Origin of the sequence: Acinetobacter sp. NEB149 (assembly GCF_012516415.1) — a bacterium.
Classification (GTDB): Bacteria; Pseudomonadota; Gammaproteobacteria; order Pseudomonadales; family Moraxellaceae; genus Acinetobacter; species Acinetobacter lwoffii_V.
Map to the genome: position 1 here is coordinate 1140625 of NZ_CP051208.1, position 25017 is coordinate 1165641.

General features: G+C 42.7%; 26 protein-coding genes and 4 tRNA genes. 18 read left to right on the forward strand and 12 right to left on the reverse strand.

Annotated elements, in window-relative coordinates; translation table 11 throughout:
- The first annotated feature begins 41 nt into the window (after window positions 1-41).
- From HGD77_RS05400 to HGD77_RS05415, 4 genes are read left to right on the forward strand one after another with little or no spacing between them, the layout of a single operon-like run.
- Window positions 42-368, forward strand: coding sequence for a hypothetical protein (locus HGD77_RS05400; RefSeq protein WP_004646469.1), 327 nt, complete (start codon window positions 42-44; stop codon window positions 366-368).
- Window positions 349-645, forward strand: a complete 297-nt coding sequence (locus HGD77_RS05405) for a hypothetical protein (protein ID WP_004279633.1) — start codon at window positions 349-351, stop codon at window positions 643-645. Before HGD77_RS05400 ends, HGD77_RS05405 begins: the two co-directional genes overlap by 20 nt.
- The gene (locus tag HGD77_RS05410) at window positions 642-1217 is read left to right on the forward strand and encodes a lysozyme (RefSeq protein WP_004279635.1); all 576 of its coding nucleotides are present in this window, start codon (window positions 642-644) and stop codon (window positions 1215-1217) included. The genes HGD77_RS05405 and HGD77_RS05410 overlap by 4 nt, the downstream gene beginning before the upstream one ends.
- A complete protein-coding gene (locus tag HGD77_RS05415; protein ID WP_138743276.1) occupies window positions 1214-1588 on the forward strand; it encodes a hypothetical protein in 375 nt (124 codons plus the stop codon). The genes HGD77_RS05410 and HGD77_RS05415 overlap by 4 nt, the downstream gene beginning before the upstream one ends.
- A 551-nt stretch (window positions 1589-2139) precedes the next feature.
- Here HGD77_RS05415 and HGD77_RS05425 read toward each other — a convergent pair.
- Window positions 2140-3354 (reverse strand): tyrosine-type recombinase/integrase, encoded by a 1215-nt coding sequence (locus tag HGD77_RS05425; RefSeq protein ID WP_004279640.1) that lies wholly within the window; start codon window positions 3352-3354, stop codon window positions 2140-2142.
- 991 nt (window positions 3355-4345) lie between these two features.
- Here HGD77_RS05425 and glnA point away from each other — a divergent pair.
- From glnA to HGD77_RS05450, 5 genes are all read left to right on the forward strand, one after another.
- Window positions 4346-5761 carry a type I glutamate--ammonia ligase gene (glnA, locus tag HGD77_RS05430; protein WP_004279641.1) on the forward strand — a complete coding sequence of 472 codons (1416 nt, stop codon included), beginning with the start codon at window positions 4346-4348 and terminating at the stop codon, window positions 5759-5761.
- A 90-nt stretch (window positions 5762-5851) separates the two neighbouring features.
- Window positions 5852-6127, forward strand: a complete 276-nt coding sequence (locus HGD77_RS05435; RefSeq protein WP_153566626.1) for a hypothetical protein — start codon at window positions 5852-5854, stop codon at window positions 6125-6127.
- A 2-nt stretch (window positions 6128-6129) separates the two neighbouring features.
- Complete coding sequence (locus tag HGD77_RS05440) at window positions 6130-6636, forward strand: chorismate--pyruvate lyase family protein (RefSeq protein WP_168730731.1); 507 nt, start codon at window positions 6130-6132, stop codon at window positions 6634-6636.
- Window positions 6637-6641: 5 nt separating this feature from the next.
- Complete coding sequence (gene ubiA / locus HGD77_RS05445; protein WP_168730732.1) at window positions 6642-7523, forward strand: 4-hydroxybenzoate octaprenyltransferase; 882 nt, start codon at window positions 6642-6644, stop codon at window positions 7521-7523.
- Between the two features lie 134 nt (window positions 7524-7657).
- Window positions 7658-7921, forward strand: a complete 264-nt coding sequence (locus tag HGD77_RS05450; RefSeq protein ID WP_168730733.1) for a hypothetical protein — start codon at window positions 7658-7660, stop codon at window positions 7919-7921.
- A gap of 184 nt (window positions 7922-8105) precedes the next feature.
- Here the strand turns inward: HGD77_RS05450 and HGD77_RS05455 are convergent, their stop codons facing one another.
- From HGD77_RS05455 to HGD77_RS05490, 8 genes are all read right to left on the reverse strand, one after another.
- Complete coding sequence (locus HGD77_RS05455) at window positions 8106-9095, reverse strand: diaminopimelate dehydrogenase (RefSeq protein WP_004279649.1); 990 nt, start codon at window positions 9093-9095, stop codon at window positions 8106-8108.
- A gap of 316 nt (window positions 9096-9411) precedes the next feature.
- Entirely contained in the window at window positions 9412-9855 is a 444-nt protein-coding gene (locus tag HGD77_RS05460; protein WP_168730734.1) for a DUF2726 domain-containing protein, read from the reverse strand.
- Window positions 9856-9916: 61 nt separating this feature from the next.
- A tRNA-Asn gene (locus HGD77_RS05465) sits at window positions 9917-9992 on the reverse strand.
- 6 nt (window positions 9993-9998) lie between these two features.
- A tRNA-Asn gene (locus HGD77_RS05470) sits at window positions 9999-10074 on the reverse strand.
- 290 nt (window positions 10075-10364) lie between these two features.
- Window positions 10365-10440, reverse strand: a tRNA-Asn gene (locus tag HGD77_RS05475).
- 5 nt (window positions 10441-10445) lie between these two features.
- Window positions 10446-10521 (reverse strand) — tRNA-Asn (locus HGD77_RS05480).
- Window positions 10522-10669: 148 nt separating this feature from the next.
- Window positions 10670-11296, reverse strand: a complete 627-nt coding sequence (locus tag HGD77_RS05485) for a superoxide dismutase (protein ID WP_004646486.1) — start codon at window positions 11294-11296, stop codon at window positions 10670-10672.
- 153 nt (window positions 11297-11449) lie between these two features.
- Window positions 11450-12208 carry a Nif3-like dinuclear metal center hexameric protein gene (locus tag HGD77_RS05490; RefSeq protein WP_168730735.1) on the reverse strand — a complete coding sequence of 253 codons (759 nt, stop codon included), beginning with the start codon at window positions 12206-12208 and terminating at the stop codon, window positions 11450-11452.
- 170 nt (window positions 12209-12378) lie between these two features.
- Between HGD77_RS05490 and HGD77_RS05495 the strand changes: the two genes are divergently transcribed.
- The 9 genes from HGD77_RS05495 (at window position 12379) to HGD77_RS05535 (ending at window position 20383) form a co-directional block, all read left to right on the forward strand.
- A complete protein-coding gene (locus HGD77_RS05495; RefSeq protein WP_004646487.1) occupies window positions 12379-13560 on the forward strand; it encodes a S1C family serine protease in 1182 nt (393 codons plus the stop codon).
- Window positions 13561-13696: 136 nt separating this feature from the next.
- On the forward strand, window positions 13697-13954 hold the full coding sequence (locus tag HGD77_RS05500) for a hypothetical protein (RefSeq protein ID WP_004730148.1): 258 nt from the start codon (window positions 13697-13699) through the stop codon (window positions 13952-13954).
- 80 nt (window positions 13955-14034) lie between these two features.
- Complete coding sequence (rutD, locus tag HGD77_RS05505) at window positions 14035-14826, forward strand: pyrimidine utilization protein D (protein WP_168730736.1); 792 nt, start codon at window positions 14035-14037, stop codon at window positions 14824-14826.
- Between the two features lie 337 nt (window positions 14827-15163).
- Complete coding sequence (gene rutA / locus HGD77_RS05510) at window positions 15164-16270, forward strand: pyrimidine utilization protein A (protein WP_005107412.1); 1107 nt, start codon at window positions 15164-15166, stop codon at window positions 16268-16270.
- Window positions 16267-17028 carry a pyrimidine utilization protein B gene (rutB, locus tag HGD77_RS05515; RefSeq protein WP_168730737.1) on the forward strand — a complete coding sequence of 254 codons (762 nt, stop codon included), beginning with the start codon at window positions 16267-16269 and terminating at the stop codon, window positions 17026-17028. Before rutA ends, rutB begins: the two co-directional genes overlap by 4 nt.
- Before the next feature lie 33 nt (window positions 17029-17061).
- The gene (gene rutC / locus HGD77_RS05520) at window positions 17062-17442 is read left to right on the forward strand and encodes a pyrimidine utilization protein C (RefSeq protein ID WP_168730738.1); all 381 of its coding nucleotides are present in this window, start codon (window positions 17062-17064) and stop codon (window positions 17440-17442) included.
- Window positions 17443-17521: 79 nt separating this feature from the next.
- Entirely contained in the window at window positions 17522-18103 is a 582-nt protein-coding gene (gene rutF / locus HGD77_RS05525; protein ID WP_168730739.1) for an NADH-dependent FMN reductase RutF, read from the forward strand.
- Window positions 18104-18136: 33 nt separating this feature from the next.
- Complete coding sequence (gene rutG, locus HGD77_RS05530) at window positions 18137-19492, forward strand: pyrimidine utilization transport protein G (protein ID WP_168730740.1); 1356 nt, start codon at window positions 18137-18139, stop codon at window positions 19490-19492.
- A 51-nt stretch (window positions 19493-19543) separates the two neighbouring features.
- Window positions 19544-20383 (forward strand): NAD(P)-dependent oxidoreductase, encoded by an 840-nt coding sequence (locus tag HGD77_RS05535; protein WP_004646497.1) that lies wholly within the window; start codon window positions 19544-19546, stop codon window positions 20381-20383.
- A gap of 195 nt (window positions 20384-20578) precedes the next feature.
- Here the strand turns inward: HGD77_RS05535 and HGD77_RS05540 are convergent, their stop codons facing one another.
- From HGD77_RS05540 to lipA, 3 genes are all read right to left on the reverse strand, one after another.
- The gene (locus tag HGD77_RS05540) at window positions 20579-20965 is read right to left on the reverse strand and encodes a carboxymuconolactone decarboxylase family protein (RefSeq protein ID WP_004646498.1); all 387 of its coding nucleotides are present in this window, start codon (window positions 20963-20965) and stop codon (window positions 20579-20581) included.
- Window positions 20966-21132: 167 nt separating this feature from the next.
- On the reverse strand, window positions 21133-23637 hold the full coding sequence (locus tag HGD77_RS05545) for an acyl-CoA dehydrogenase (RefSeq protein WP_168730741.1): 2505 nt from the start codon (window positions 23635-23637) through the stop codon (window positions 21133-21135).
- A gap of 352 nt (window positions 23638-23989) precedes the next feature.
- Window positions 23990-25003, reverse strand: coding sequence for a lipoyl synthase (gene lipA, locus HGD77_RS05550; RefSeq protein ID WP_005246834.1), 1014 nt, complete (start codon window positions 25001-25003; stop codon window positions 23990-23992).
- Window positions 25004-25017: the final 14 nt, after the last annotated feature.

Below are 25017 nucleotides of genomic sequence, written 5' to 3' on the forward strand. Positions count from 1 at the left end.
TGTCAATAATTTAGGGGGATGTATGGCTAAAGGGGATGTATATGGACTTTCTTAGTCAAGTATTGGAAAGCATAAAGAACCATTCACACATCCTTTTTACGGGTGTGCTGGGTGCGACTTTTGGCTTTCTATTAAGCAAGGAGCCGACTCGGGATCGCTGGATAGGATTCTTTGCTGGCTTCATTTTATGTGTGGTCTTTGCTAAACCGGCAAGTTTATTTCTTGCTAGTGGTAACTATCCAGAGCTATTTGGTTTCATTCTGGGCGCTGCTGGTAAGAGTACAGCTGAAGCATTGCTGAGTTTGGCTCGATCAAGAGTTCTTGGTTTAGTCAAAAAGGAGAATGAAGATGCTGCTAATCATAAGTAAAACAGCGTTGGTATTATTTATAGTTTCATTTGCAATCATGGCATTTCATCCAAAAATTCAACTCCCAAAACACATCGATTTTCTATTGGTGTTGTCGATCCTTTTTGGGGCAGCACTTTTTGTTAAAGATGAGTATTCGCCAAGTCCGGCCGGAACCCTTTTTTACACTACAGTAAGTATTTTATTCGCACTATTTACCCGACAACTCTATATTTGGGGTAAGGGTGGTGCACGTCCTAAATTTTTTAATACGGATAAAGATGGTGACAACCCATGAAACATATTTTTGATTTCTTGCGAAAGATTAGCGGCGGCAAACTCACCCAGAAACAGGTTGATGCTGCTGACAAACTGATTGCAACTGCTTACGATGATGTCACCAGTATGCTGGGTATCGCTACGGATGAAATGAGCATCAGCCCAAGTGGTATTGATCTGATCCGTAATTTTGAAAGCCTACGGCTCAATGCCTACGATGATGGCGTGGGGGTATGGACCATTGGTTATGGCACCACAAAATACCTAAATGCTATTCGTGTCAAAAAAGGGGATACCTGCACACTGGAACAAGCCAAAAGCTACATGCAACATGACTTGAAAAAATTCGAGCAAACCGTCAATAGCGCAGTCAATGTTCCGATCAATCAGAATCAGTTTGATGCCTTGGTTTCATTGGCCTATAACATTGGACCTACCGCATTTGAAGAATCCACTTTGGTCAAAAGGCTGAATGAGAAAAATTATAAGGCGGCAGCTGATCAATTTGGCTTATGGGTAAATGCTCGTGGCAAACGCCTGCAAGGTCTGGTGAATCGCAGGAAAATTGAAATGGAGTTATTTTTAAAATGACTCTAAATCTATTATGGAAATATAAACACTGGATCGCAATTGCGGTCTTTTTCTTTTTATGGCTAGGGCAAGTTGCTTACACCAATCACTTAAGCGGAAAGCTGCGCAAGGCTGGTGAGCAGTGCACGATAAAAATTCAGAAAATAGAGCAAAACCATCTCAAAGCTCTAACCCATAAACAAAATCAAATTAACCAGATGAGTGCGGATTATGAAGCAGCAAAATCAGAGCAGCACGTGCAAGTCGAAACAGTTACGCGTGAAGTGCAAAAGATCATTGATCGTCCTGTGTATCTCAACCATTGCTTTGATGATGATGGCCTGAAGCAACTCAACTCACTTATCACCAGTGGTGCCAGTAAACCTCCTTGAGTCTTGCCCTGATTTGCAAAAACTGGAATCAGGGCAGGGTAAGGTTGTTTTGGTCTGGTCTATTGATACAGTAGCTAAATATAGCGACTGCAAAGCGCGTCATGCTGCTATTGTGAAAGTTCTTAAATAAGACTGAATAACTCACTAGAGAACAATATTCTAATAAAATAGATAAATGCCCTCAAATGAGGGCTTTGTTTTTTACTTTAATAAATAATTCCTCAATAATAAAAATAAGGGTCTTGATTATTTCTAGCCACTTTATTGCACTCTTTACACCTAATACTCTCTATAGAATAGAGTCCACGAGTTTGCTTACCTTCGGCAGCAGCAATAAGATAAAAGTGCTGAGTATCGTTAAAACTATAGTCATCCCATGCTCCACAAACAGAACACTTAATAATTTTTCTATCGCAGTAAATGTGCGGCTTTTCCATTATATTTCCTCATTATTAAAAAATTTCTAAATTCTTCTATAAATATAAAGCTCACAGTTAAGGGTATCGACTTTAACTTAGTCGGAATTTTGATATAAAAACCTTAACTTCAATTTACCCCCTCCATCCATCCACAATATCAGCCCAGTCCTGCATCATTTTTCTACGATCTGCTAAATACTTGGCATGGTTATACGATGCACGTGTTTTATTCTCATCAGCGTGAGCCAGTTGAGTCTCGATCCACTTTTCATCATAACCAAGCTCATTCAATAGGGTGGATGCCGTAGCGCGGAAATCATGTGCCGTGACGTTCTGCATGATGTATTGCAGTGCACGATTGATTGTAGTGGCTGGCATCATCCCGCCCTTATAGACACCTTCAAAAACATACTTCTTGCGGCCAGTGAGCTTCTTCTGCTTAAGTAAAAGTTGATAAACCTGTTCAGACATTGGCACTACATGCGTCCTATTCTTCTTAGTTAGTCGCATGCCTTTTTTAAGCTGCTCCCGGGTTTGTTTTTCAAAAGTAATAGTTCTTTCTTCGAAGTCAATAAATGACCACTGCAGTCGACGCACCTCAATTGTGCGAAGCATGGTATAGAACAAAAATAAAATAGAATTGACCGTTGACTCAGCACCACCATAACTATCGATCCGCGCTCTAAACACCTTTCGTTCAGCCAAACTTAATGGTCTTGCATGTTCAACATCAGGCCGTGCAATGACTTCACGCACCGCATAAGTTGGATCATTCTCAGCTCTTAATGTCGCAATGGCATATCTCATCACAGAGCCAATTTTCTTCCTATTTTCAATTGCAGTAACTTCACCAGTGCCGCGATTATCCTGACTCTTAACACGCTTTACTGTATTTTGCATAATCTTCAGAACGTCAGCAGAGGTCACATCTTTAATATTTTTGTGGCCAATAACTTTATAGATATCCTTTTCCATCGCCCGATGAAAAGCATCAACATAGGTTTGAGATTTGTCCTTCAGTCGATCCGCAGCATATTCTTTTGCAATCGCCTCAAAACTATTTTCATCACAGAGCATAGCGGCTTTTTCTTGCTGACGATGCACAGCTGGATCGATATTGTTTGCAAGCAGTGATTTGATTTCATCTTGCTTTTGACGCGCCTCGGCCAAGCTTACAATAGGGTATTCACCCAGACTGATCATTGAGGCTTTTCCTGCATACCGATAACGCACACGCCACAGTTTTGTACCGGTAGAGCGAACCTCAATACATAGTCCACCCTGATCAGCAATACGGTATGCCTTTTCTATTGGTTTTAGTTTTTTTAGCTTGGTATCGTTAAGCATGTGAGTAACGCAAGAGATTAAATATTGTTACTCACTATATTACTCACAAAAGCGATTAATACAATTTAATTCTATTTTATGGTATTTAAGCCGAAACGATTGATAATAAAGACATAGGGATTTTAATTTAATGGCATTTTACAGTATTTAATTATTATGATAATTCTCGACCATTAAAAGCATGAGCTTAACCTATTGAAATTAATGCACTTGACTGTGCTAAAGTTGTCCAGATCGTACTTTATTCGCGCTTATTGCAAGCATTTGTGTAACACAACTAAATCATTGATTTCATTGTGTGAAAATAAAGCACGCTTCATCATAGCAAAAAATAGCCGCATTCGGCGCAACAATTTCGCTCAATTTATTGGCTTAAAAAACCTCTATAAATTTGAATAAAATTTTTTTCGTGATTTAAAGTAATAGGCTTACTCATGGAAAGTTTTAAATGACTATTTTTTAGAGTAAAACTTAAAAGTGAAAAAATGAGATCAAAGAGAGGCTAAAAGTTTGATGAAAAAAACATCACTTGAATAATTAAGCTTTGTATAAACTTTTCTATTGAAAGTAGATTTAAAGAAAATGCCTCATAATAGGCATACAATCCCAAATCAATCGCAAAATTTTCTTTACTGACATCTACTAAAAAACGCTCAATTTTTAGCTAAAAACAAGTAAAAACTTAACAAAAGTAAGAAAAAGCAGCATATTTGCTATAAAAAAATATGTTTCGCATACATTTTTATAGATACATGCACTATTTAGGTGCGCTAAAAAATAAAGCTGAAATAAAATAAATGAAGAATGCTTGAATATAGTGCATTTAGTTTTGCAGCTAGTATAATAGCCGCAAAGTATTTTTGTGACTTCATGATTTCTTATAAAGATTTCAAGATTTTATCTATACTTTTAAAAGTTGGTACGGTAATTGCTTAATAACTATCAACTGCTAACACGCACTTCACGGGTGCAACAAAAACATCGGAGCAAAATGAGCATGGCGAACAAGGTCCTTCAACTCATACAAGAAAGTGGCGCAAAATGGGTCGATTTTCGCTTTACTGATACCAAGGGTAAAGAGCAACACGTCACTTACCCAGCAGACAGTATTGATGAAGATACATTTGAAGACGGCAAAATGTTTGACGGTTCTTCAATTGCAGGTTGGAAAGGCATCGAAGCATCGGACATGATTTTACGTCCGGATGCGGCAACAGGTTTTATCGACCCGTTCTTTGCAGAGCCAACAGTTGTTGTAACTTGTGACGTAATCGAGCCATCAACTGGTCAAGGTTATGATCGTGACCCACGTTCGATTGCGCGCCGTGCAGAAGAATATTTGAAATCTACCGGTATCGGTGACACTGCATTCTTTGGTCCAGAACCAGAATTCTTCGTATTTGACGAAGTAAAATGGGAAATCGACATGTCTGGCGCGCGCCATACATTGATCGCTGAAGAAGCTGCTTGGTCAACTAACAAAGACTACGAAGGCGGTAACTCTGGTCACCGTCCACGCGTAAAAGGCGGTTACTTCCCAGTTCCTCCTGTAGATTCTTCACATGACATGCGTGCAGACATGTGTGCGCGTATCGAAGACATCATGGGTCCAGGTCGTGTAGAAGTACATCACCACGAAGTTGCTTCTTGCCAGTTAGAAATTGGTGTGAGCTTCAACACTATGGTGCGTAAAGCGGACGAAGTACAACAGTTCAAATATGCAGTTTGGAACGTTGCACATCAATATGCAAAAACAGCAACCTTTATGCCTAAACCAATGGTTGGCGATAACGGTTCTGGTATGCACGTGCATATGTCGATCTCTAAAGACGGCAAAAACCTGTTTGCGGGTGATGAATATGCAGGCCTTTCAGAAATGGCGTTGTACTTCATCGGTGGTGTAATTAAACATGCCCGCTCTTTGAATGCGATCACCAACCCTTCTACAAACTCGTATAAGCGTTTGGTTCCACATTTCGAAGCACCGATTATGTTGGCTTACTCAGCGCGTAACCGTTCTGCATCTATTCGTATTCCTTACGTGTCTAGCCCGAAAGGCAAGCGTATTGAAGCGCGTTTCCCAGATCCAATGATGAACCCGTACCTAGGTTTCGCAGCATTGTTGATGGCTGGTCTTGACGGTATTCAAAACAAGATCCATCCAGGTGAAGCTGCTGACAAGAACTTGTACGATCTTCCACCGGAAGAAGAAGCGAAAATCCCTACAGTGGCGCATAGCCTGGATATGGCGCTTGAAGCACTTCAAGCGGATCATGATTACCTATTAAAAGGTGGCGTGTTCACGAAAGAAATGCTTGATGCTTACATCGAGCTTAAAACTGAAGAAGTTCGTCGTCTGAACACGACTACTCACCCAGTTGAATTTGATATGTACTACAGCTTGTAATTCATCACGAATTAAAGCAAAGAAAACCCGCGCATGTCGCGGGTTTTTTTGTATCATCTATTTATAATTTTAAATGATTGATGGGCTTAAATGGCACAACGTAAAAAGCACACCAGCTTTTATCCATGGATCGATCCAAAAGATCATGACAAAGGTTTTAAACTGAATTTCTCTGAAGTGACTTATCTTGAGGTGGGGCGAACTCCTGAGGGTTATAAGCAGGCTCAATTTGTGGCGCTAAAAAATCCGGAAATGGCGTTGGATTATGCTTATCCTGAATCATTTTATTTGAGTGCTGAAGGTTTTATTTTAATTAAAACTCCGCAAGGCAAATATGAAATCATTGCAAAAACAGATAACTGTTAACAATGAATAGTCGTTCTAGAAATCAAAATCAGCGTATGTTGCTGCCAACTCTGCCTGCTGAATTAAAACCTTGGCTGTATGCATCGGGCTCGCTTACGCAACAACTGACCGATTTGGCGCAAGGACAATTTCATGTTGAGCCAATTCAAGAGCATTTTCAGCGTTTAAGCTTTGCCAATGCCAAATGGATGCAGATGTCACCTCAGCATACTTCCTGGGTGCGTGAAAGTTATCTCTACGGTTCGGAACAATCTCCTTGGGTGAAAGCCAAAAGCATCTTTCCGATTTTAAGCCTGCAAAAAAAAGCCAGAATTTTTCAGCATATTGGCACCAAACCGATTGGCTGGTTTTTGTTTCAGCGCACCAATCCAGTGTGCCAGCGTCGGGTGGTACTTTTAGATGAGGGTTGGACCCGTCAGAGCTGCTATACTTGGCACGGCTGTAAATTTATCGTACAAGAAACATTTTTACCGGCATTTGAACACTTTATACAAAATTCACGGGCTTGATTTTTATGGCAACCGCACAAGCAATCACCTGGCGTGAGCGTCTTAGCGCCTATTATTATCTTTGTCGTTTTGATAAACCGATTGGCACTGAACTGGTCTTTTGGCCTACCATGTGGGCGCTGTGGATTGCAGCTCAGGGGATGCCACGCATTGAAATATTGATTCCCATGATCTTGGGTGTGATTTTTATGCGGGCAGCAGGTTGTGCCATTAATGATTTTGCTGACCGTAAAGTCGATGCACATGTGGAGCGTACTAAAAACCGTCCGCTAGCGACTGGGATTATCAGTGCCAAAGAAGCTGTGATGGTATTTCTGGTTTTGGTGGCTGCCAGTGCCTGCCTGCTATTTTTTCTGCCAATCGAAACTTTTTACTGGTCATTTGGGGCTTTATTTCTAGCGTTTATTTATCCTTTTATGAAGCGCTATACCCATTTGCCTCAAGTCTTTCTGGGGGCGGCATTTTCCTGGTCGATCCCGATGGCCTATACCGCAGTTGGGCAAACGCCGGATTTAACCTGCTGGCTTTTATATTTTGGTAATCTGGCCTGGACCGTAGCCTATGATACCCAATATGCAATTGCAGATCGTGAATACGATTTAAAGATTGGGGTGAAATCAACCGCGATCTTATTTGGTCAACACGATATTCAGATCATTAGTGCATTGCAGGCCATTAGTATTCTTTTGATTGCTGTAGCACTTTGGCTAGAAAATTTATTGCTTCCATTTGGCCTAGCTGCATTAATTGTTGTCGCTCTTGATTTTATTTACCAATGGTTAAAAACACGGGATAAAGATCCACAGCTTTGTTTTTGGGCATTCCGTCATAACCGCTGGACTGGATTGATAATCTTTGCTGGAATCTTTCTGGCTCTTTGGTACTAACCGTCTATCGGCTAATAACAAAAGCGTCCTATAAGGATGCTTTTGTTATTGCCTAATCTATAAGGCTTGAGCTATGACTTTATTTTGTTATATTGGGCAGTGTAATTAAATGACGAAATTAAAGCAGGTTTGTTATGTCTGAGCAGCCAAAGCCCCGCAGTATCAAAAAGCTATTGATCTTCGGTACGCTTGCACTTTGTATTCCGGTATTTTTAATTAGTATGGCATTTCTTGCAGTGAATAGTGATGCTAAAAATCAGGAAAAATACAAGCAGCAGCAGGCAGATATGATTGCACGTATTGAAGCACGAGAAGCTGCGGAAAAGCTTAAAGCAGAGCAGGATGCTAAGGCAAATTCAACACAAGCTGCGTCTGAAAGTAGTGCTACAGCACCTTAATCTATCTAAAATCCCTTTGCACTTGTCTAATACTGCAAATGTCTGTGTAGTAGATAGTTGCATGGGTTTCTGCAAACGATGATTTGACTGTAGATATTCGATACTTAGTAATTAGGCAAGCCGTATTCTAGAATGGAAAAATATAGCCACCCATCATCCGATCGGTGGCTATATTTAAATCATCTTAAAGCAATTCTTTGCGCAATTGTTCTGAAGATTTAATTGAAAGTAGGGCAGGTGCTACATCTAGGGCTGTTTTGGCACCATATTGCTGAGTTTGATTCAGACGGTAGCAGGCACGGGCATAAGCCACTAGAACACTTGCAGTAAACTCTGGATTGCTATTCAGCTTTAAAGAAAACTCAATCACCTGTTTTTGTGCATCACTGGTATTACCACTACGAATGACAAAACCGCCATGTGGCATATCTTGGTGATCTTTCAGTAAAGTTTCCTCACTGATAAAATTCACAGTCGTATTATAATCTGCAAAATAATCAGGCATGCTGACGATGGTTTGTTCAACTGTTGCTGCATCAGCTCCTTGTTCCAAGACCACATAACAGTCACGATGATGTTTATCTTTGGTGCTTAACTCAGGTCGTGCGCCACTGCGGACTTGTTCAATAGCATCAGTGGATGGAATAGTATATTGCACACCGGCTTTTACACCCGGTACACGGCGGATCGCATCTGAATGGCCTTGACTTAAGCCTTTACCCCAAAAGGTATAAGTTTCGCCATCTGGTAATAGCGCTTCACCAAATAAACGGTTAATCGAGAACATGCCAGGATCCCAGCCAATAGAAATCATGGCTGTTTTTTTGTTAGCAAGGGCGGGTGCATCGACTGCAGCATAGTATTCCGGAATACGTGCATGCGTATCAAAACTATCTACAGTATTGAATTTACTTGCAAAGATAGGCGCCTGTTGTGGCAAGTCATCTTTAGAGCCGCCACAAAGAATCAGCACATCAATTTTATCGCTAAACTCATTTAATAGTGCATCCATGCTATACACTTGAGTTTCTGCAAAGCAAGGAGAGACGCTGCTTGGTGAGCGGCGAGTAAAAATACCGACAAGCTGCATATCAGGATTTTTCTGGATGGCAGTTTCAACACCGCGGCCAAGATTACCGTAACCCGCGATACCAATACGAATAGAATTTTGCATAAATAAACGATCACTGAATAAAAAAACAACGCCAAAAATAAGCAAGGTGATGATGGCCAGAAATGGAACAGGCCAATCAGGTCATCTGACTTATATTTTGTTTTCGAAAGGATTATAGAGCGATAATTTAAACTTTATCACCCTAGTCCTGCAGAAAGGCAGGTTTAACTGAGAATGCTTGTGATGAGACGCTAAATTGGACGAGGATAGGTTGGTTTTGAAGCATGAAAAGCTGCCGAGAAATTAAAAGCGGAGCAGGAGGCTTTGATTAATCCAATTCAAGCTGCAGCGAGAAATATCGAAATTGCAGCTTAATTTATTTTAAATCCCTTTGCAGTTGTCTGATAGTTGGAATCTGAGTGTATCGAATCACGGTATAGCCTGCTGCAATCAGCATCGCATCACGTTCAGCATCTTCCTGCTCTTTGCCAATATGGCTCGGATCATCCAGTTCGACAATCGCCACTACATTATATTCACGATCAAGTACTACGAAGTCTGTAACTTTACGATTAAATTGATTACGCATTTTCATCTGATCGTGCGTGATCAAAGCGCTAAATGCGACTTGTGCAAGAATGTGATGATGGGGAAAGGCATCTTTCAGACGTGTAAACATCCTGCTTTCAAAAGCAGTAATGACGCGCTTTGGATAGAATTTCTTTTGACGGGTGAAGAGATGCGGCAAGAGCAGGCAAACTAATGCAAAAGTTGCCAGGCAGCCAATCACAAAAAATATAAACTGACTCAAATTAAACACAGATCACAAAAGGGGAGAATAAAAAAACCCACTTCGCAATGAGTGGGTTTCTTCAGAATCTTGGCTCTCCCACCTGGGCTCGAACCAGGGACCTGCGGATTAACAGTCCGTCGCTCTACCGACTGAGCTATGGGAGAATAGATTGGCTCTCCAACCTGGGCTCGAACCAGGGACCTGCGGATTAACAGTCCGTCGCTCTACCGACTGAGCTATTGGAGAATCTGACAGCGATTATAGAGAGATTTGAAAAGGGGTCAAGGCACTTTTAGAAAAAAGCTGCAGAAATTGAATCAAGTGTTTTAAAAATAGTCGAAAAGGTTTGTAGTTCAAACTGTTATGTTTATGTAAACCGGTTCTAATAACAAAATCGCGATCATCCTGAATTTTGATAAGTGATCTGGATCATAAGAAATGAGCGGTGGATCGTGCATATAAATCAATATGATCTCAATTTTAAAAACACAGGTATAAAAAAACCCACTTCGCAATGAGTGGGTTTTTTAGAATCTTGGCTCTTCCACCTGGGCTCGAACCAGGGACCTGCGGATTAACAGTCCGTCGCTCTACCGACTGAGCTATGGAAGAATAGATGGCTCTCCAACCTGGGCTCGAACCAGGGACCTGCGGATTAACAGTCCGTCGCTCTACCGACTGAGCTATTGGAGAATCTGATCGGCATTTTAGGGATGAATAACCAGGTCGTCAATCAATTAATGTAAAGAAATGAATTGTTTGCTTCATAAATATTCATTTAGAGCCTAAAAATAAAAAAATCACCCGAAATGGGTGATTTTTTTAGCAAAGAAATAAAAAATTATTTCTCAACACCTGCAGGCTGACCTGCATATTTCGCATTTGCATAATCCCAGTTTACTAGGCTTTCTAGGAAAGTAGAGATGTACTTAGGACGAGCATTACGGAAATCGATGTAGTAAGCGTGTTCCCAAACGTCAATCGTCAACACTGCAATTTTACCGTGCGCCATTGGCGTATCAGCATTTGAAGTTTTCATGATAGAAAGCTGACCGTTTACTTCGTCAGCCACTAACCAAGCCCAACCTGAACCAAACTGAGTAGTTGCAGCAGCAGCAAATTCTTCAGCAAATTTTTCATAAGAACCGAAAGCTTCGTCAATTTTTGCAGCCAAAGTACCAGTTGCTTTACCGCCACCGTTTTTAGCCATACAGTTCCAGTAGAACGTGTGGTTCCAAACTTGAGCCGCGTTATTGAAAACACCTGCTTTAGAAGCATCACCAGCAGTTGCTGTAATAATTTCTTCTAGAGTTTTGCCTTCAAGCTCAGTACCAGCGATCAGGTTATTCAGGTTAACCACATACGTATTGTGGTGTTTGTCGTGATGGTATTCTAAAGTTTCCTTGCTGATGTGTGGAGCAAGATCTTCGTAGCCGTAAGGTAATGCTGGTAAAGTAATGGTTGTCATGTTTTCAATTCCTTGCATTTTGCTGGGTTTTAACAATAAGTGGCTTTATTGTAATAGATAATCGGGCAGAAATGGGCATCGTGTATAAATAACAATACAGAATAAAGCCTGAAAATATATGAATAAAGCCACTGATCATAACCGTCAGTCGAATTAAATCGGATTGTTTAATTCGAAATAATCATACTCAATATTAAACTGTTCTGAAATAGCCTTGGCCAAGCGTTGCACACCGTATTTTTCAGTCGCATGATGGCCACAGGCATAATAATGGACATTCAGTTCCTGAGCTTCATAAAAGGTGCGTTCGCTCACTTCACCTGAAATATAGGCATCACAATCTTGTAGTGCCGCTTTTTGAATATAATCCTGCGCACCGCCGGTACAGAAACCGACTTTATGGATTTGAGTTTTGTCTGCAGGCAGATGAATCGCATCAAAGCCCAGCTTTTCTGAAACATAATTTTTAAAATCTTCCGGACTCATTGGCTGTTTTAAATAGCCAATATTGCCAATCGGACGTTTTTCACTCGGATCCAGCTGTTCGATATTTTCGAGTTCTAATAAATCCGCAATGGCAGCATTATTTCCCAGAGTTGGATGACTGTCTAAAGGTAGGTGATAGCCAACCAGTGAAATATCATTTTGAATCAGGGTTTTAATGCGTTTACCACGCATTCCCGTAATCGGATAGGCTTCTCCTTTCCAGAAATAGCCATGATGAACCAGCAATAGATCAGCGCCTTGCTCAATTGCAGCTTCAATTGCACTCTGGGAGGCGGTCACGGCACAGAGGATTTTATTCACTTCGGATTTGCCTTCAATCTGCAAGCCATTCGGTGCATAGTCCTTAAATTCACGTGCTGCCAAAGTTTGGTCACACCATTGAATAATATCGTTCAAATTCGCCATAAAATTCCTGTAAGTTTAAAAACTTGCCCATATTTATCTATAGGTCTAATTGTAACTAAAGCTGCACAAATCTCTGTGGAATTTTTTGTGTTTAGTTATGTATTTCGCATTACAATAGGACACAAATTACTTAGTCATCAACGAATTAAAATATTTTAGAGGATAGCAACGTGCGCCGCACCTTTACATGGTTACCCTGGGTGTTACTGATTTTAGTCATTATCGGTTTTTTGGGGTGGCAACAACTACAAAAACCAAAGGCACCAGTTGCGCCAGATGGTGTCAAAATGCCTGCTGAAAAAGTAGAGCCGTTGATTGATACGTCGCGCTCAGGAGGCGTGGTCTCCTATAGTGCTGCTGTAAAAGTGGCAGCACCCGCTGTCGTGAATATTTTTACTACCCAAAAAGTCAAGCAACAGGCGCATCCTTTACTGACCGATCCGGTATTTCGTGAATTCTTTGGCGATCAGTTGCCTGACCAGTATGGACAAAGCCCGAATGAAAATAGTTTAGGTTCGGGTGTAATTGTACGTCCAGACGGTTATATCCTGACCAATAACCACGTGATTGCACAGGCCGATCAGATTGTGGTGGCTTTGCAGGATGGCCGTCGTGCCGAAGCTAAGGTGGTCGGAACTGATCCGGATACCGATCTGGCCGTGATCAAGATTGAACTGACGCAATTGCCAGTTTTGCCATTTAAACTCAGTGGCAATGAAGTCGGTGATGTGGTTTTGGCCATTGGTAATCCTTTTGGTGTCGGGCAAACCGTGACGCAGGGGATTATCTCGGCAACGGGCCGTTCAGACTTGGGCATTAATACCTATGAAGACTTTGTGCAGACCGATGCTGCGATTAATCCAGGTAACTCGGGCGGTGCACTGATTGATGTCGCCGGTAATTTAATTGGCGTCAATACCGCAATTTTCTCGCAGTCTGGTGGTTCGCTGGGGATTGGTTTTGCCATTCCGGCCAAAATTTGTCAGCAGGTGATGAATGCCATTTTGAAAGATGGCCGTGTGGTTCGTGGCTGGTTAGGGATCAGCTTATTACCTGCAGAGCGTGATGATGTCCTGCAACCCAAAGAAAAAGGTGTGACGGTCGCAGAAGTGCTACCGGATGGACCTGCTGCCAAGGCTGGAATCCAGCGTGGCGATAAGATTATGAAAGTAAATGAGGAAGAGATTAGTTCTGCCTCACATCTGATTAATTTTGTGGCCTTGCAAAAGCCAAACAGTACCATTCAGATTGAAATTGAGCGGGCAGGAAAAACCATGATCCTAGAGGTTGTGGTGACTGAACGTAAGGCACAAGACAGTGCTTCACAATATATTCCTCTGCCAGGCCAATAAGTTTGATTAAAAAAATCCCTCATGATGAGGGATTTTTTTTATACTTTCTTTCAGCATGTTCTGATACAAAAGTGAAATATTAAGCGTTTTATAAATCATTTAGCTTAGTGAAATAACATTAAAAGAGAAAATAAAAATGAATTTTATGACGGCAGATCAGGCCAAAATTTTATCTAATGTTGCTAACCTGAATATTGAAATGTATAAGCCACGTCTGGCGCAACTGATTGAAGATAATGCCCGGCAAGGCAATACAGCGGTACTGACAGTTTTTCCCAAACATCTGCCTTTGGAAGATATCCGTGCCTTGTCTGCCGAGTTAACAGATCTGGGTTATAACGTGCGCTTTGAAGTACAGGAATTTTATTACAGCTTTAATGTGTACTGGCTATAATTTTAACAATTGTTCAAAAGCAGTTCTGTTCAGGCATGTATTTTGCTGCACTCATCTCATAGCGAAACTATGAGAATTTTATGTCTTTATTTATTTATCCTGCAGCACGGGCCGATGCGCCTTATATAGTGCTTTCTTCTGGTTTAGGTGGACATGCAAGTTTCTGGAATCCACAAATTGAGGTTTTGCAGCAAGATTTTCATGTGGTGACCTATGATCAGGAAGGTTGTCATTCGGATTCTGAACTGTTGTCAATACCTTATTGCGTAGATCATATGGCCCGACAGATTCTGGATTTATTGATCAATCAGGATATCCGTGAATTTCATTTTATTGGTCATGCATTGGGTGGGCATATCGGCATGCAGCTTGCGACTTATCAGGTTGATAAAGCGTTTAAGTTATTCAGCCTGACTATGTTGAATGCCTGGGGAGAACTGGATTCACATACCCAAAAATGTTTTCAGGCACGCACATCATTATTGTTGAATAGCGGAGCCGAGGCTTATGTGCGGGCACAAGCTTTATTTCTGTATCCTCCACACTGGATCTCGACACATCTTGACCCGTTAACAGAAGCAGAAAATAAACAGCTACTGGACTTTCCGCCAATTCAAAATGTCTTAGCTCGTATACAGGCAGTGCAGGCTTTTAAGCTAGAGGAGGCACATCAGCAGGCGCTCAAAGATGTTCTTGTACATCTGATTGCCAATCAAGATGATTTTTTGGTGCCTTATCAACGCTCGCAACAACTTCAGCAATTATTGCCGCATAGTCAGCTCAGTCTGTTTGCAACAGGAGCGCATGCTTCTACAGTGACTGAAACCGCCCAGATCAACCAAAGCATACTGCAATTTTTAAAATCAGCCTGATATTTTCAGCAAGTAACTTTGTTTGCTCAAGCCAGAACCTGTTTCTGGCTTTTTATTTTTTCTAATGAATTATTTTTATGGTTTTTACTCAAAATCTGATTCTTCCTAAAAGCGATGATGATCAATTTTAATGCACCTGAATGAAACACGATGAGCAAAATTGATTCAGGGGTGAAAGTCATTATTTTACTAAAAATTCAAAAATATAAATATTAAGTATTTAAAAATAAATAAATAAAATAAATTGGCACGCGCTTTGCAATATTTTGAGCATAAATAAAAAACCTGAATTGGCAACAGGATTTTGAATATTGGTTAAAAATAATGAGGTGTGAAAATGAAAATAGGTGTCTTCTGTCCAATTGGAAATAACGGCTGGTTACTCTCTGAAAATGCACCACAGTACATGCCGACTTTTGAGTTAAACAAACAAATCGTGCAGCGTGCTGAACACTATGGTTTCGATTTCGCACTTTCCATGATCAAGCTGCGTGGCTTTGGTGGCAAGACCGAATTCTGGGAACATAACCTGGAAACTTTTACCCTGATGGCGGGTCTCGCAGCGGTGACCAGCAAAATTCAAATTTATGCAACGGCAGCCACTTTGGTCATGCCACCGGCAATTGTGGCACGTATGGCATCTACCATTGATTCTATTTCTAATGGCCGTTTCGGTCTGAATGTGGTGACCGGCTGGCAGCCACCTGAATACACCCAGATGGGCATGTGGCCAGGCAATGAGTATTTTGGCAAGCGCTATGAATATCTGTCTGAATATGTACAGATCCTGCGTGAGCTCTGGGCAACTGGAAAATCAGACTTTAAAGGCGAACATTTCCAGATGGAAGACTGTCGTGTCAGCCCTCGCCCGCAAGCAGACATGAAAATCATCTGTGCTGGTCAGTCTGATGCCGGTCTGGAGTTTTCTGCGCAATATGCTGACTACAACTTCGTGTTTGGTAAAGGGCTGAATACACCGACCGCTTATGCAGAAATTAATGATCGCCTAAAAGAAAAAACAGATGTGACGGGTCGTGATGTACAGACTTATGTGCTGTTTATGGTCATCGCGGCAGAAACTGATGAAGAAGCTCAAGTGAAATGGCAACACTATAACGATGGCGCAGATATGGAAGCGATTAACTGGTTGATGAATCAGGGCGGGAAAGACACGACTTCCGGTGCAGATACCAATATCCGTCAAATGGCGTCTAGCGTATCTCCAGTGAATATCAATATGGGAACCTTGGTAGGTTCTTATGAAAATGTGGCACGAATGTTGGATGAAATTGGCGAGATCAAGGGCACTGAAGGTGTGTTGCTGACCTTTGATGATTTCGTTCAGGGTGTAGAAGATTTCGGTCAGAAAATCCAGCCATTGATGAAATGCCGTGACCATATTGTGATTGAGGGTGAAGCACCTGTACTGGAGAAAAGCGCATGAGTGAATTAGGGGTAAGGGCCGGTTTTACTGAAAAACTCGGTACCGGAAAATCGCTTAAAGCTGAGCCTGAAGCAATCTGCCTTGCACCTGAACAGACTGCCCTGATTGTGATCGACATGCAGAATGCCTATACCTCGCAGGGTGGCTATCTGGATCTGGCTGGTTTTGATATCTCAAAAACCAAACCCGTGGTCGAAAATATAAAAAAAGCAGTCGATGCTGCGCATGCGGCCAGTATTCAGGTCATCTATTTTAAAAATGGCTGGGATGCAGAATATAAGGAAGCGGGTGGTAAGGACTCTCCAAATTTCCATAAATCCAATGCCTTAAAGACCATGCGTAAACATCCTGAATTACAGGGACAGTTATTGGCCAAAGGTAGTTGGGATTTTGAACTGATTGATGAATTACAGCCACTGCCACAAGATCTGGTCATTGAAAAACCTCGCTATAGCGGTTTCTTTAATACTGCACTGGACAGCATGTTGCGTGTGCGTGGTATTCGCAATCTGGTGTTTGTGGGAATTGCCACTAATGTTTGTGTGGAATCGACCCTGCGTGATGGTTTCTTTCTGGAATATTTCGGCGTGGCGCTGGCGGATGCCTGCCATCAGGCCGGGCCAGTCGAAGCCCACGAAGCCAGCCTGTATAACATCAAGACCTTCTTTGGTTGGGTGTCAGATACTGCAAATTTTGTAGATACCTTTCAAAAAGAAAGTGAGTTACTAAAAGAAACTAAATCAGCTGTAAGCGCATAAAGAATTAAAGATCAGAATTAAGGAAAAAATAGTATGCCTAAAGAAATCATTATTCCAGCAGGAACATCGAAACCATTAGCACCTTATGTACCGGCAACCAAGGCAGACAATATTGTGTATGTATCCGGTACATTAGCTTTTGATGAAAATAATAATGTGGTGCATGTCGGTGATGCCGCAGCACAGACCCGTCATATTCTGGAAACTATCAAGCGTGTGATTGAAGAAGCCGATGGCAGCATGGATGACGTAACGTTTAACCATGTCTTTGTCAAAGACTGGGCAGATTATGCTGCGATTAATACAGTTTATGCTGAGTATTTCCCGGGAGATAAGCCGGCACGGTATTGCGTACAGACAGGTTTGGTCAAACCTGATGCGCTAGTCGAAATTGCTTCGATTGCCCATGTATAAGCCGATCCACCTGATTCAATCTCATTACTAGATGCCCCAGGTCTGAAACTGAACATCGACTTGGGGTAGGGAGAACAGCATGAATGCCAAACTATCTAAAATCATCACAGAGACAGTTGCAGAAAATAAAGCATTAAATAAGGTTTTGGTGACTAACGCATCGGGTGACATCTTTACCCAGGTCGATCAGCAGATTTTCCGTCAGGGCATGTCTAATCTAGGTGCTGCAGTGAATGTCATTACCACGCAAGGCGATGCAGGAATGGCTGGATTTACCGCTTCGGCCGTATGTAGCGTGACGGATACACCACCAACGTTACTGGTGTGCCTGAACCGTTCTGCGTCAGTCTATGAAACCTTTAAAAAGAATCAGGTGTTGTGTGTGAATACCCTGGCATCACATCAACAAAATCTTTCCAATCTGTTTGGTGGAAAAACACCAATGGCAGAGCGTTTCAGTCAGGGGAACTGGAAAACTTTGGTGACCCAGTCGCCTGTACTTGAAGATGCCTTAGTCAGTTTTGACTGCGAGGTGGTCCAATGTTTATCCGTAGGCAGTCATGACGTGCTGTTCTGTGAGGTGAAAGCCATGTGCCAGAGTCAAGGCAATGCGCTGATGTACTTCAACCGTTCTTACTGTGAGCCACACAAAATGTGCTAATTCAATTCAATCCTAATCAAGGAGGGGAAGCCGATGCAAGAAAAAGAAACGTGGTTTCCAAAATTTAAGCCTTACCAAGGCAATCTCGATACCACACCCGTGCAAACAGATGAATATCTGCCTGCTGGAAAAAGTATTATTCTCGGGTTGCAGCATGTGTTTGCCATGTTTGGCGCAACCGTGCTGGCACCCTTATTAATGGGGTTTGATCCCAATCTCACGATTTTCATTACCGGGATTGGGACCATTTTATTTTTCCTGATCACGGGCGGTCGATTGCCTAGTTATCTGGGATCCAGCTTTGCCTTTATTGGTGCGGTCGTCGCAGTTACAGGTTATTCCGGAGTTGGTGCGAATCCTAATATCGGACTGGCGCTTGGCGGTACCATTGCTTGCGGTATTGTCTATGCCTTGATTGGTCTGCTGGTCATGAAAACCGGTACCAACTGGATTGAAAAACTGATGCCGCCAGTAGTGACAGGCGTGATTGTGATGATCATTGGTTTGAACCTGGCGCCAGTCGCAATTAAGAGTGTTTCAGCGAACCAGTTTGATTCGTGGATGGCATTAATCACCATTATCTGTATCAGTGTGATTGCTGTGTTTACCCGAGGAATGGTACGCCGTCTGTTGCTGTTATTGGGCTTGTTATCTTCCTATCTGATTTACTTCCTTTTCACAAACGTCATGGGTTTCGGATCTGCGATTGATTTTACCAAAGTCAGTGAAGCAGCATGGTTTGGTTTGCCGAATTTCCAGAGTCCGGTCTTTGAAATGAATGCCATGCTGATGATTGCACCAGTGGCCATTATTCTGGTTGCAGAAAATCTTGGGCACTTTAAAGCGGTATCCGCAATGACTGGTAAAAATCTGTCGCCGTATATGGGACGCGGTTTCTTTGCAGATGGGGTTTGTACTTCATTATCCGCTTCTGTCGGCGGTACCGGGATGACCACTTATGCTGAAAATATCGGTGTGATGGCAGTGACCAAAGTGTACGCCACCACCGTATTTATTTTTGCCGGGATCTTCGCTATTTTGCTGGGACTTTCACCTAAATTTGGTGCGGTGATCAGTACCATTCCAGTAGCTTTATTGGGTGGCGCATCAATTGTGGTCTTCGGGTTGATTACTGTGGCGGGTGCCAAAATCTGGGTGGATAACCATGTTGATTTTACCAAGAACAGTACCCTGATTATTGGTGCGGTGTGTCTGATTATGGGGACAGGTAATTATAGCTTGCAGATTGGTGGTTTCGATTTGGGTGGTATCGGTACTGCGACTTTGGCTGCGATTTTGTTGAACCTGTTCCTAAATCGTGGTGAAGATAAAGAATTGCCTGAACCTGCATCGACCGCAACAGAAGTTGAGGTTAAGCCAGTCGCTTAATATAAGGAGTATTTTTTGAGTCATACAGTTGCATTTTTAGGACTTGGGGCAATGGGCTGGCATATGGCCTCCCATTTGCCAAAACTCGGACATCCGGTTTGGGTCTGGAACCGGACTGAACAGAAAGCGCTAGATCATGCTCAATCTTTCAGGACTCAGGCAGTGGGTATTGAACAGGCGGTTCAGGCAGATTTTATTTTTTCTTGCTTGCCGACCAGTCAGGATGTAGAGAAGCTAATTGCTGCACATCCACCTAAACCGGGTGCAATCTGGATTGATTGTACCAGCGGTGTACCAGAATCGGCCCAAAAACTGGCAAATCGATTGGAGCAACAGGGAAGCTATTACCTGGATGCTCCGGTATCTGGTCAGACTGTTGGGGCAGAAAAAGGCACTTTAACCGTGATGGTGGGAGGAAGTGAATCTGCCTTTACGCAAGCCAAACCGGTCATTGCTGCTTTTGCTGGGTTGATTGAATATGTGGGAGAAAGTGGTTCCGGTTTTGCAGTGAAAGCCATTAACAATACTTTGATGGCGACCCATTTATGGGCGCTGGCTGAAGGCTTAACTGTACTGAAAGGGCAGGGAGTTGACTTAAGCAGTGCGTTGAACTGTATTAATCATTCCAGTGGTAAAAGTAGCATGTCGGAAAATATCATGGCGCAGCGTGTACTGAGCCGTGAGTTTCATAAAACCTTTGCGCTGGATTTATTGCAGAAAGATATTGGTATTGCTTTAGAACTGGCGCAACAGCAGCAACTGGATTTATCAGTGATGTCTTTGGTGCAACAACAGTTTCAGCAGATTGCCAGACCTCAGGCCAGCCAGCTGGATTTTTCCGCTGCGGTACAAGGATTGGAACAACGTACGCAAATTGAATTAAGGGGATAAAGTTTTTATTAAAACCTGTTATTAAGAGAAATAATTAATTTTCAATTAAGTTCATCGCAATAGATTTCTTTATCTAAAATATAAAAATCCGGGGATTTAAAATTCCCGGATTTTTATTTCAATTGCTTTAAATAGCCTAAGCAATTTTAAAACTATCTATCACTTTAATTACCAATCTGCATTCATCTCTTAATTCTACTGATTCGTTTCATATTCCTGAATCACTTCAAGTGCAGCACGAAAGGCTTCCTGGGTTGCTGGTGCGCCGCAGTAAGGCAGGCTATGCAGCAGCACTTCCTGAATTTCCTCAACCGTTGCGCCGTTATTTAAGGCACCTCGCACATGGCCTTTTAGTTCAGTAGGACTTTTTTGAGCTGTAAGGAAGGCAATGGTAATTAAAGAGCGGTATTTACGCGGTAACACACCTTCACGTTGCCAGGTCGAACCCCAGGCATGTTCATTAATCCAGTCCTGTAATGGCTGGGTAAATGGAACGGTATTTTCCTGAGCACGCTTCACAAAGCTTTCACCCATCACTTCAGTACGGACTTTCAAGCCATTTTCATAATCTTGTTGTGACATTGTCTACCCTCAATTTTCTTATAGGGCTAGCTTAGTACTTTCCATCCAAAATACCATCGTGCAATAGTCGTAAAAAAGTGGCTGAAAAGCCACTTGTGAAGCTTCCAGAGTAAAGTAATAAAATGACTTCACTCTGGAATTTATGACACCTTAACTTCAAGTTTTATTTAAGGAGATACTGAGTGTGAAGGATCAGTTTGCACTGAAGTATCCGTTCCTTTGGCATCTTCCTTGATGAGATACGGATTCTCAAGCTCCAATACTTCCTGCAAATGCAGATCAAATACATCGGTCAACATGCTGTCATAACGGCGCGCATTATAGTGCAGCAGTTTTTCTGCTTCCTGATCATTAATAAAGCCTTGTAGCTGTGCATCTGCCACATGCTCTGCAAAGCTTAAACCCTTGAACTGGTCTTTATTTTCTGCTTTTTTAAAGCGATCCCACAGCTGTTCAATGTCCAGCAACATGGTGAAAGTAGATTCCATACGGCCGGTGACATCATGTTCATGAGTATTGTAATAGACATGTTTTTTCAAGACCTGGCGGAAAGCATTGTCTTCCATCATACTGTTCGCTACCTGCTGTTTCAGCTGGTCTGATGGTTTCTGTACCGGACGGCCAAATGGGAAGCATAACAGTTTGACCATGCCTGCTGCTGCACCTGATGGAAAGTTGGCAAACAGGTCAAAAAAAGCTTCTTGCGCTGTATATAGAGATTTTTCTAATGCAAGCTGTGCATGTAAACGCTCATCTTCAGTCTTTTTGCTATGCTCAAAAAATTTGAGAATTGAGGAAGCAATAAACAGATGTGCATGAATATCGGCCAGACGACCCGAAAGCATTTCCTTACGTTTGATATCCCCTGCGAGTAATCCTAGACACATATCCGCAGTTAAAGCAAAGTTGGCACTCAGCCGGTTAATGATCTTGTAATAAGGACGGGTAAAGTCAACAGCACTTTGCGGCGCAGCATTGGAGCCACCTGTAAAGGCATAGGCAAAGGAGCGAGCAGTCCGGTTAAAGGTGTAACCCAAATGCTTAAACAGCAAGTTATCAAAAGGATTTAGAGCCGCTGCCGGATCTTCTGCTTGTAAGAGCTGTAATTCTTCATAAAGATAAGGATGGCAACGCATTGAACCCTGACCGAAAATCATCAGGGAACGACTAAGAATATTGGCGCCTTCAACCGTAATGGAGACTGGAATTGCCTGATAATAAGGCGCCAGAAAGTTACGCGGACCCATCTGAATGGCGCGGCCACCGACCACATCCATACCGTGATTGACCACTTTACGCATGCCTTCTGTCGCATAATATTTGGCAATCGCTGTCATTACGGCAGGCTTGCCGCCCTGATTCAGACCACAGGTGACCAGATAACGGAAAGCCTCCAGCATATAGGTATCACTGGCGATTTCACTGGTGGCTTCCTGAACACCCTCAAACTTACCAACTGAAATTTTGAACTGCTGACGGATGCGAGAGAAAGCGCCGACATTTAAATAAGTCATTTCTGAAGTAGAAGTAGACAGCGCTGGTAGGGAAATACCACGACCAACCGCCAGACATTCCATTAGCATGCGCCATCCTTTACCGGCATTTTTGACGCCACCAATAATCCAGTCCAGAGGAATAAACACATCTTTACCTTCAACCGTACCATTCATAAATGGCGGTCCCGGGTTATGCCGTGGTCCCACTATTACGCCTTCATGACTGGCAGGAAGCAGGGCACAGGTAATACCGTATTCAGTCTGTTCACCCAAGAGATGATCGGGGTCATACATTTTAAAGGCCAGGCCTACTACTGTCGCAATTGGAGCTAACGTAATCCAGCGTTTGGAAAAATTCATTCTCAGGCCTAAGACTTCCTGACCTTCAAACTGGCCATAGCAGACCACGCCCGTATCAGGAATCGCACCGGCATCCGAACCGGCCTCTGGACTGGTCAAACCGAAACAGGGAATTTCTTCACCACGCGCCAGACCCGGCAGATAACGGTTTTTCTGTTCTTCGGTACCGTAATGCAGCAACAGCTCACCCGGTCCGAGCGAATTCGGCACCATACAACTCACAGCTGTGGTCAGAGAACGCGAAGCAATCTTGCTCATCACCCGACTTTGGGCAAAGGAGCTAAAGGCACGACCGCCGTATTCTTTGGGAATAATCAGGCCCAAGAAACCATGTTCCTTAATATATTGCCAGACATGATCAGGCAGCGCTTTCTGCTCATGGATTTCCCATTCATCCAGCATGCTGCACAAGGTCTCAACCTCATTGTCCAGAAAAGCCTGTTCTTCTAGCGAGAGTTTTGGATAAGGATAGCTATTAAAGGTTTCCCAGTTCGGTGCACCCATAAACAGTTCTTTTTCCCACCAGCTGGTTCCGGAGTCCAGTGCTTCACGCTCTGTCGGACTGATGCTCGGCATGGCATCAGCCAGCGCTTTATAGGCCGGTCTGGAAATAAACGACATGCGCAGAGGCTCGATTATCACCACGAGGCTGATCAGGATGAGCGGGATACCAAGAATCAGTGACCACGGACTAAGAAAGGCACAGACCACTGACACGACCATCAGCACGATTGCACCCGCACTACGCGAGAGCTGAAAATAGAAAACTGCCCATAAACTCAGTAATAGCAGTAGTACAGCAAATATAAATAGCATTGTTATAGTTCTCCAGATTTATACAACGTTGCCTGTGCTGGGATCTCATAGAATTTTTGTCACAGTTCATTCATTTTTTTGTCGCTTGAGGATCAGACAGGTTTAGCATTGGATTTGTGAGAATGATCTTTTTAAATATGGCAACGATATGTTTAAGTCTTGCATCTATTTTTGAGATTGTTTGAAAAATGCTCAGTCTTCAAGTGAGAACGCGCAAAGAAATGTGAAGATAAGTAATGACTTAATCTTATCTAAAATAAAAAATGGCGTTTAACGCTGAGTAGAATTTCAATTATGGATATTAAAAAGCCCTCTACTTGAGAGGGCTTTTATTTCATTTATTTAAACAGGATTAAGCTTCAATGGCCTGAACTGCAATTTTTTTGGCAGGGTCAACTTTACGGCGCACTGCTGGAACTGGTTCGCCGTAGTATTGGCGGTCGGCAAAGTAGCTTGAACGAACCATTGGTGCTGCCCAGATATTGCGGAAGCCCAGTTTTTGGCCATGTTCGGTATAACGCTCGAATTCTTCAGGTGTTACAAAGCGGTCAATCGCTGCATGTTCTTTTGAAGGCTGCAAATACTGACCAATCGTCACATAATCTACGCCATGCGCATGCAGATCATCAAGCAGGGCCAGCACTTCTTCTTCAGTTTCACCAATACCGACCATCAGACCACATTTGGTTGGTACGTCCGGGCAGTATTCTTTAAACATTTTCAGCAGGTTTAAAGAGTGCTGATAGTCAGAACCTGGACGCATGGCTTTATATAAACGCGGTACAGTTTCGATATTGTGGTTAAATACATCTGGCGGACATTCAGTCATGATGCGCAGCGCGATATCCATACGGCCACGGAAATCTGGTACCAGAATTTCGAGTAAGGTATTCGGACTTAAGGCACGTGCTTCTTTAATGCAATCGACAAAATGCTGTGCACCACCATCCAGTAAATCATCACGGTCTACCGAAGTGATTACCGCATATTTCAAACCCAGGTTGGCAATGGTTTCTGCCATATGACGCGGTTCATCTGCATCGAGTGCATTTGGACGGCCGTGTGCCACATCACAGAATGGACAGCGACGGGTACAGATATCGCCCATAATCATGAAAGTCGCAGTACCGCCACCAAAACATTCAGGCAGGTTTGGACAGGCGGCTTCTTCGCACACCGTATGTAATTTTTGCTGACGTAGTGTGGTTTTAATGCGTTGAACTTCTTCAGGTGCCGCCATTTTTACCCGGATCCAGTCCGGCTTGCGTGGCGTTTCAACCGTAGGAACAACTTTTACAGGAATGCGGGCAACTTTTTCCGCACCGCGAAGTTTGACGCCCTGTTCAGGTTTACGGTTTTCAGACATATTCAACTTTTCCA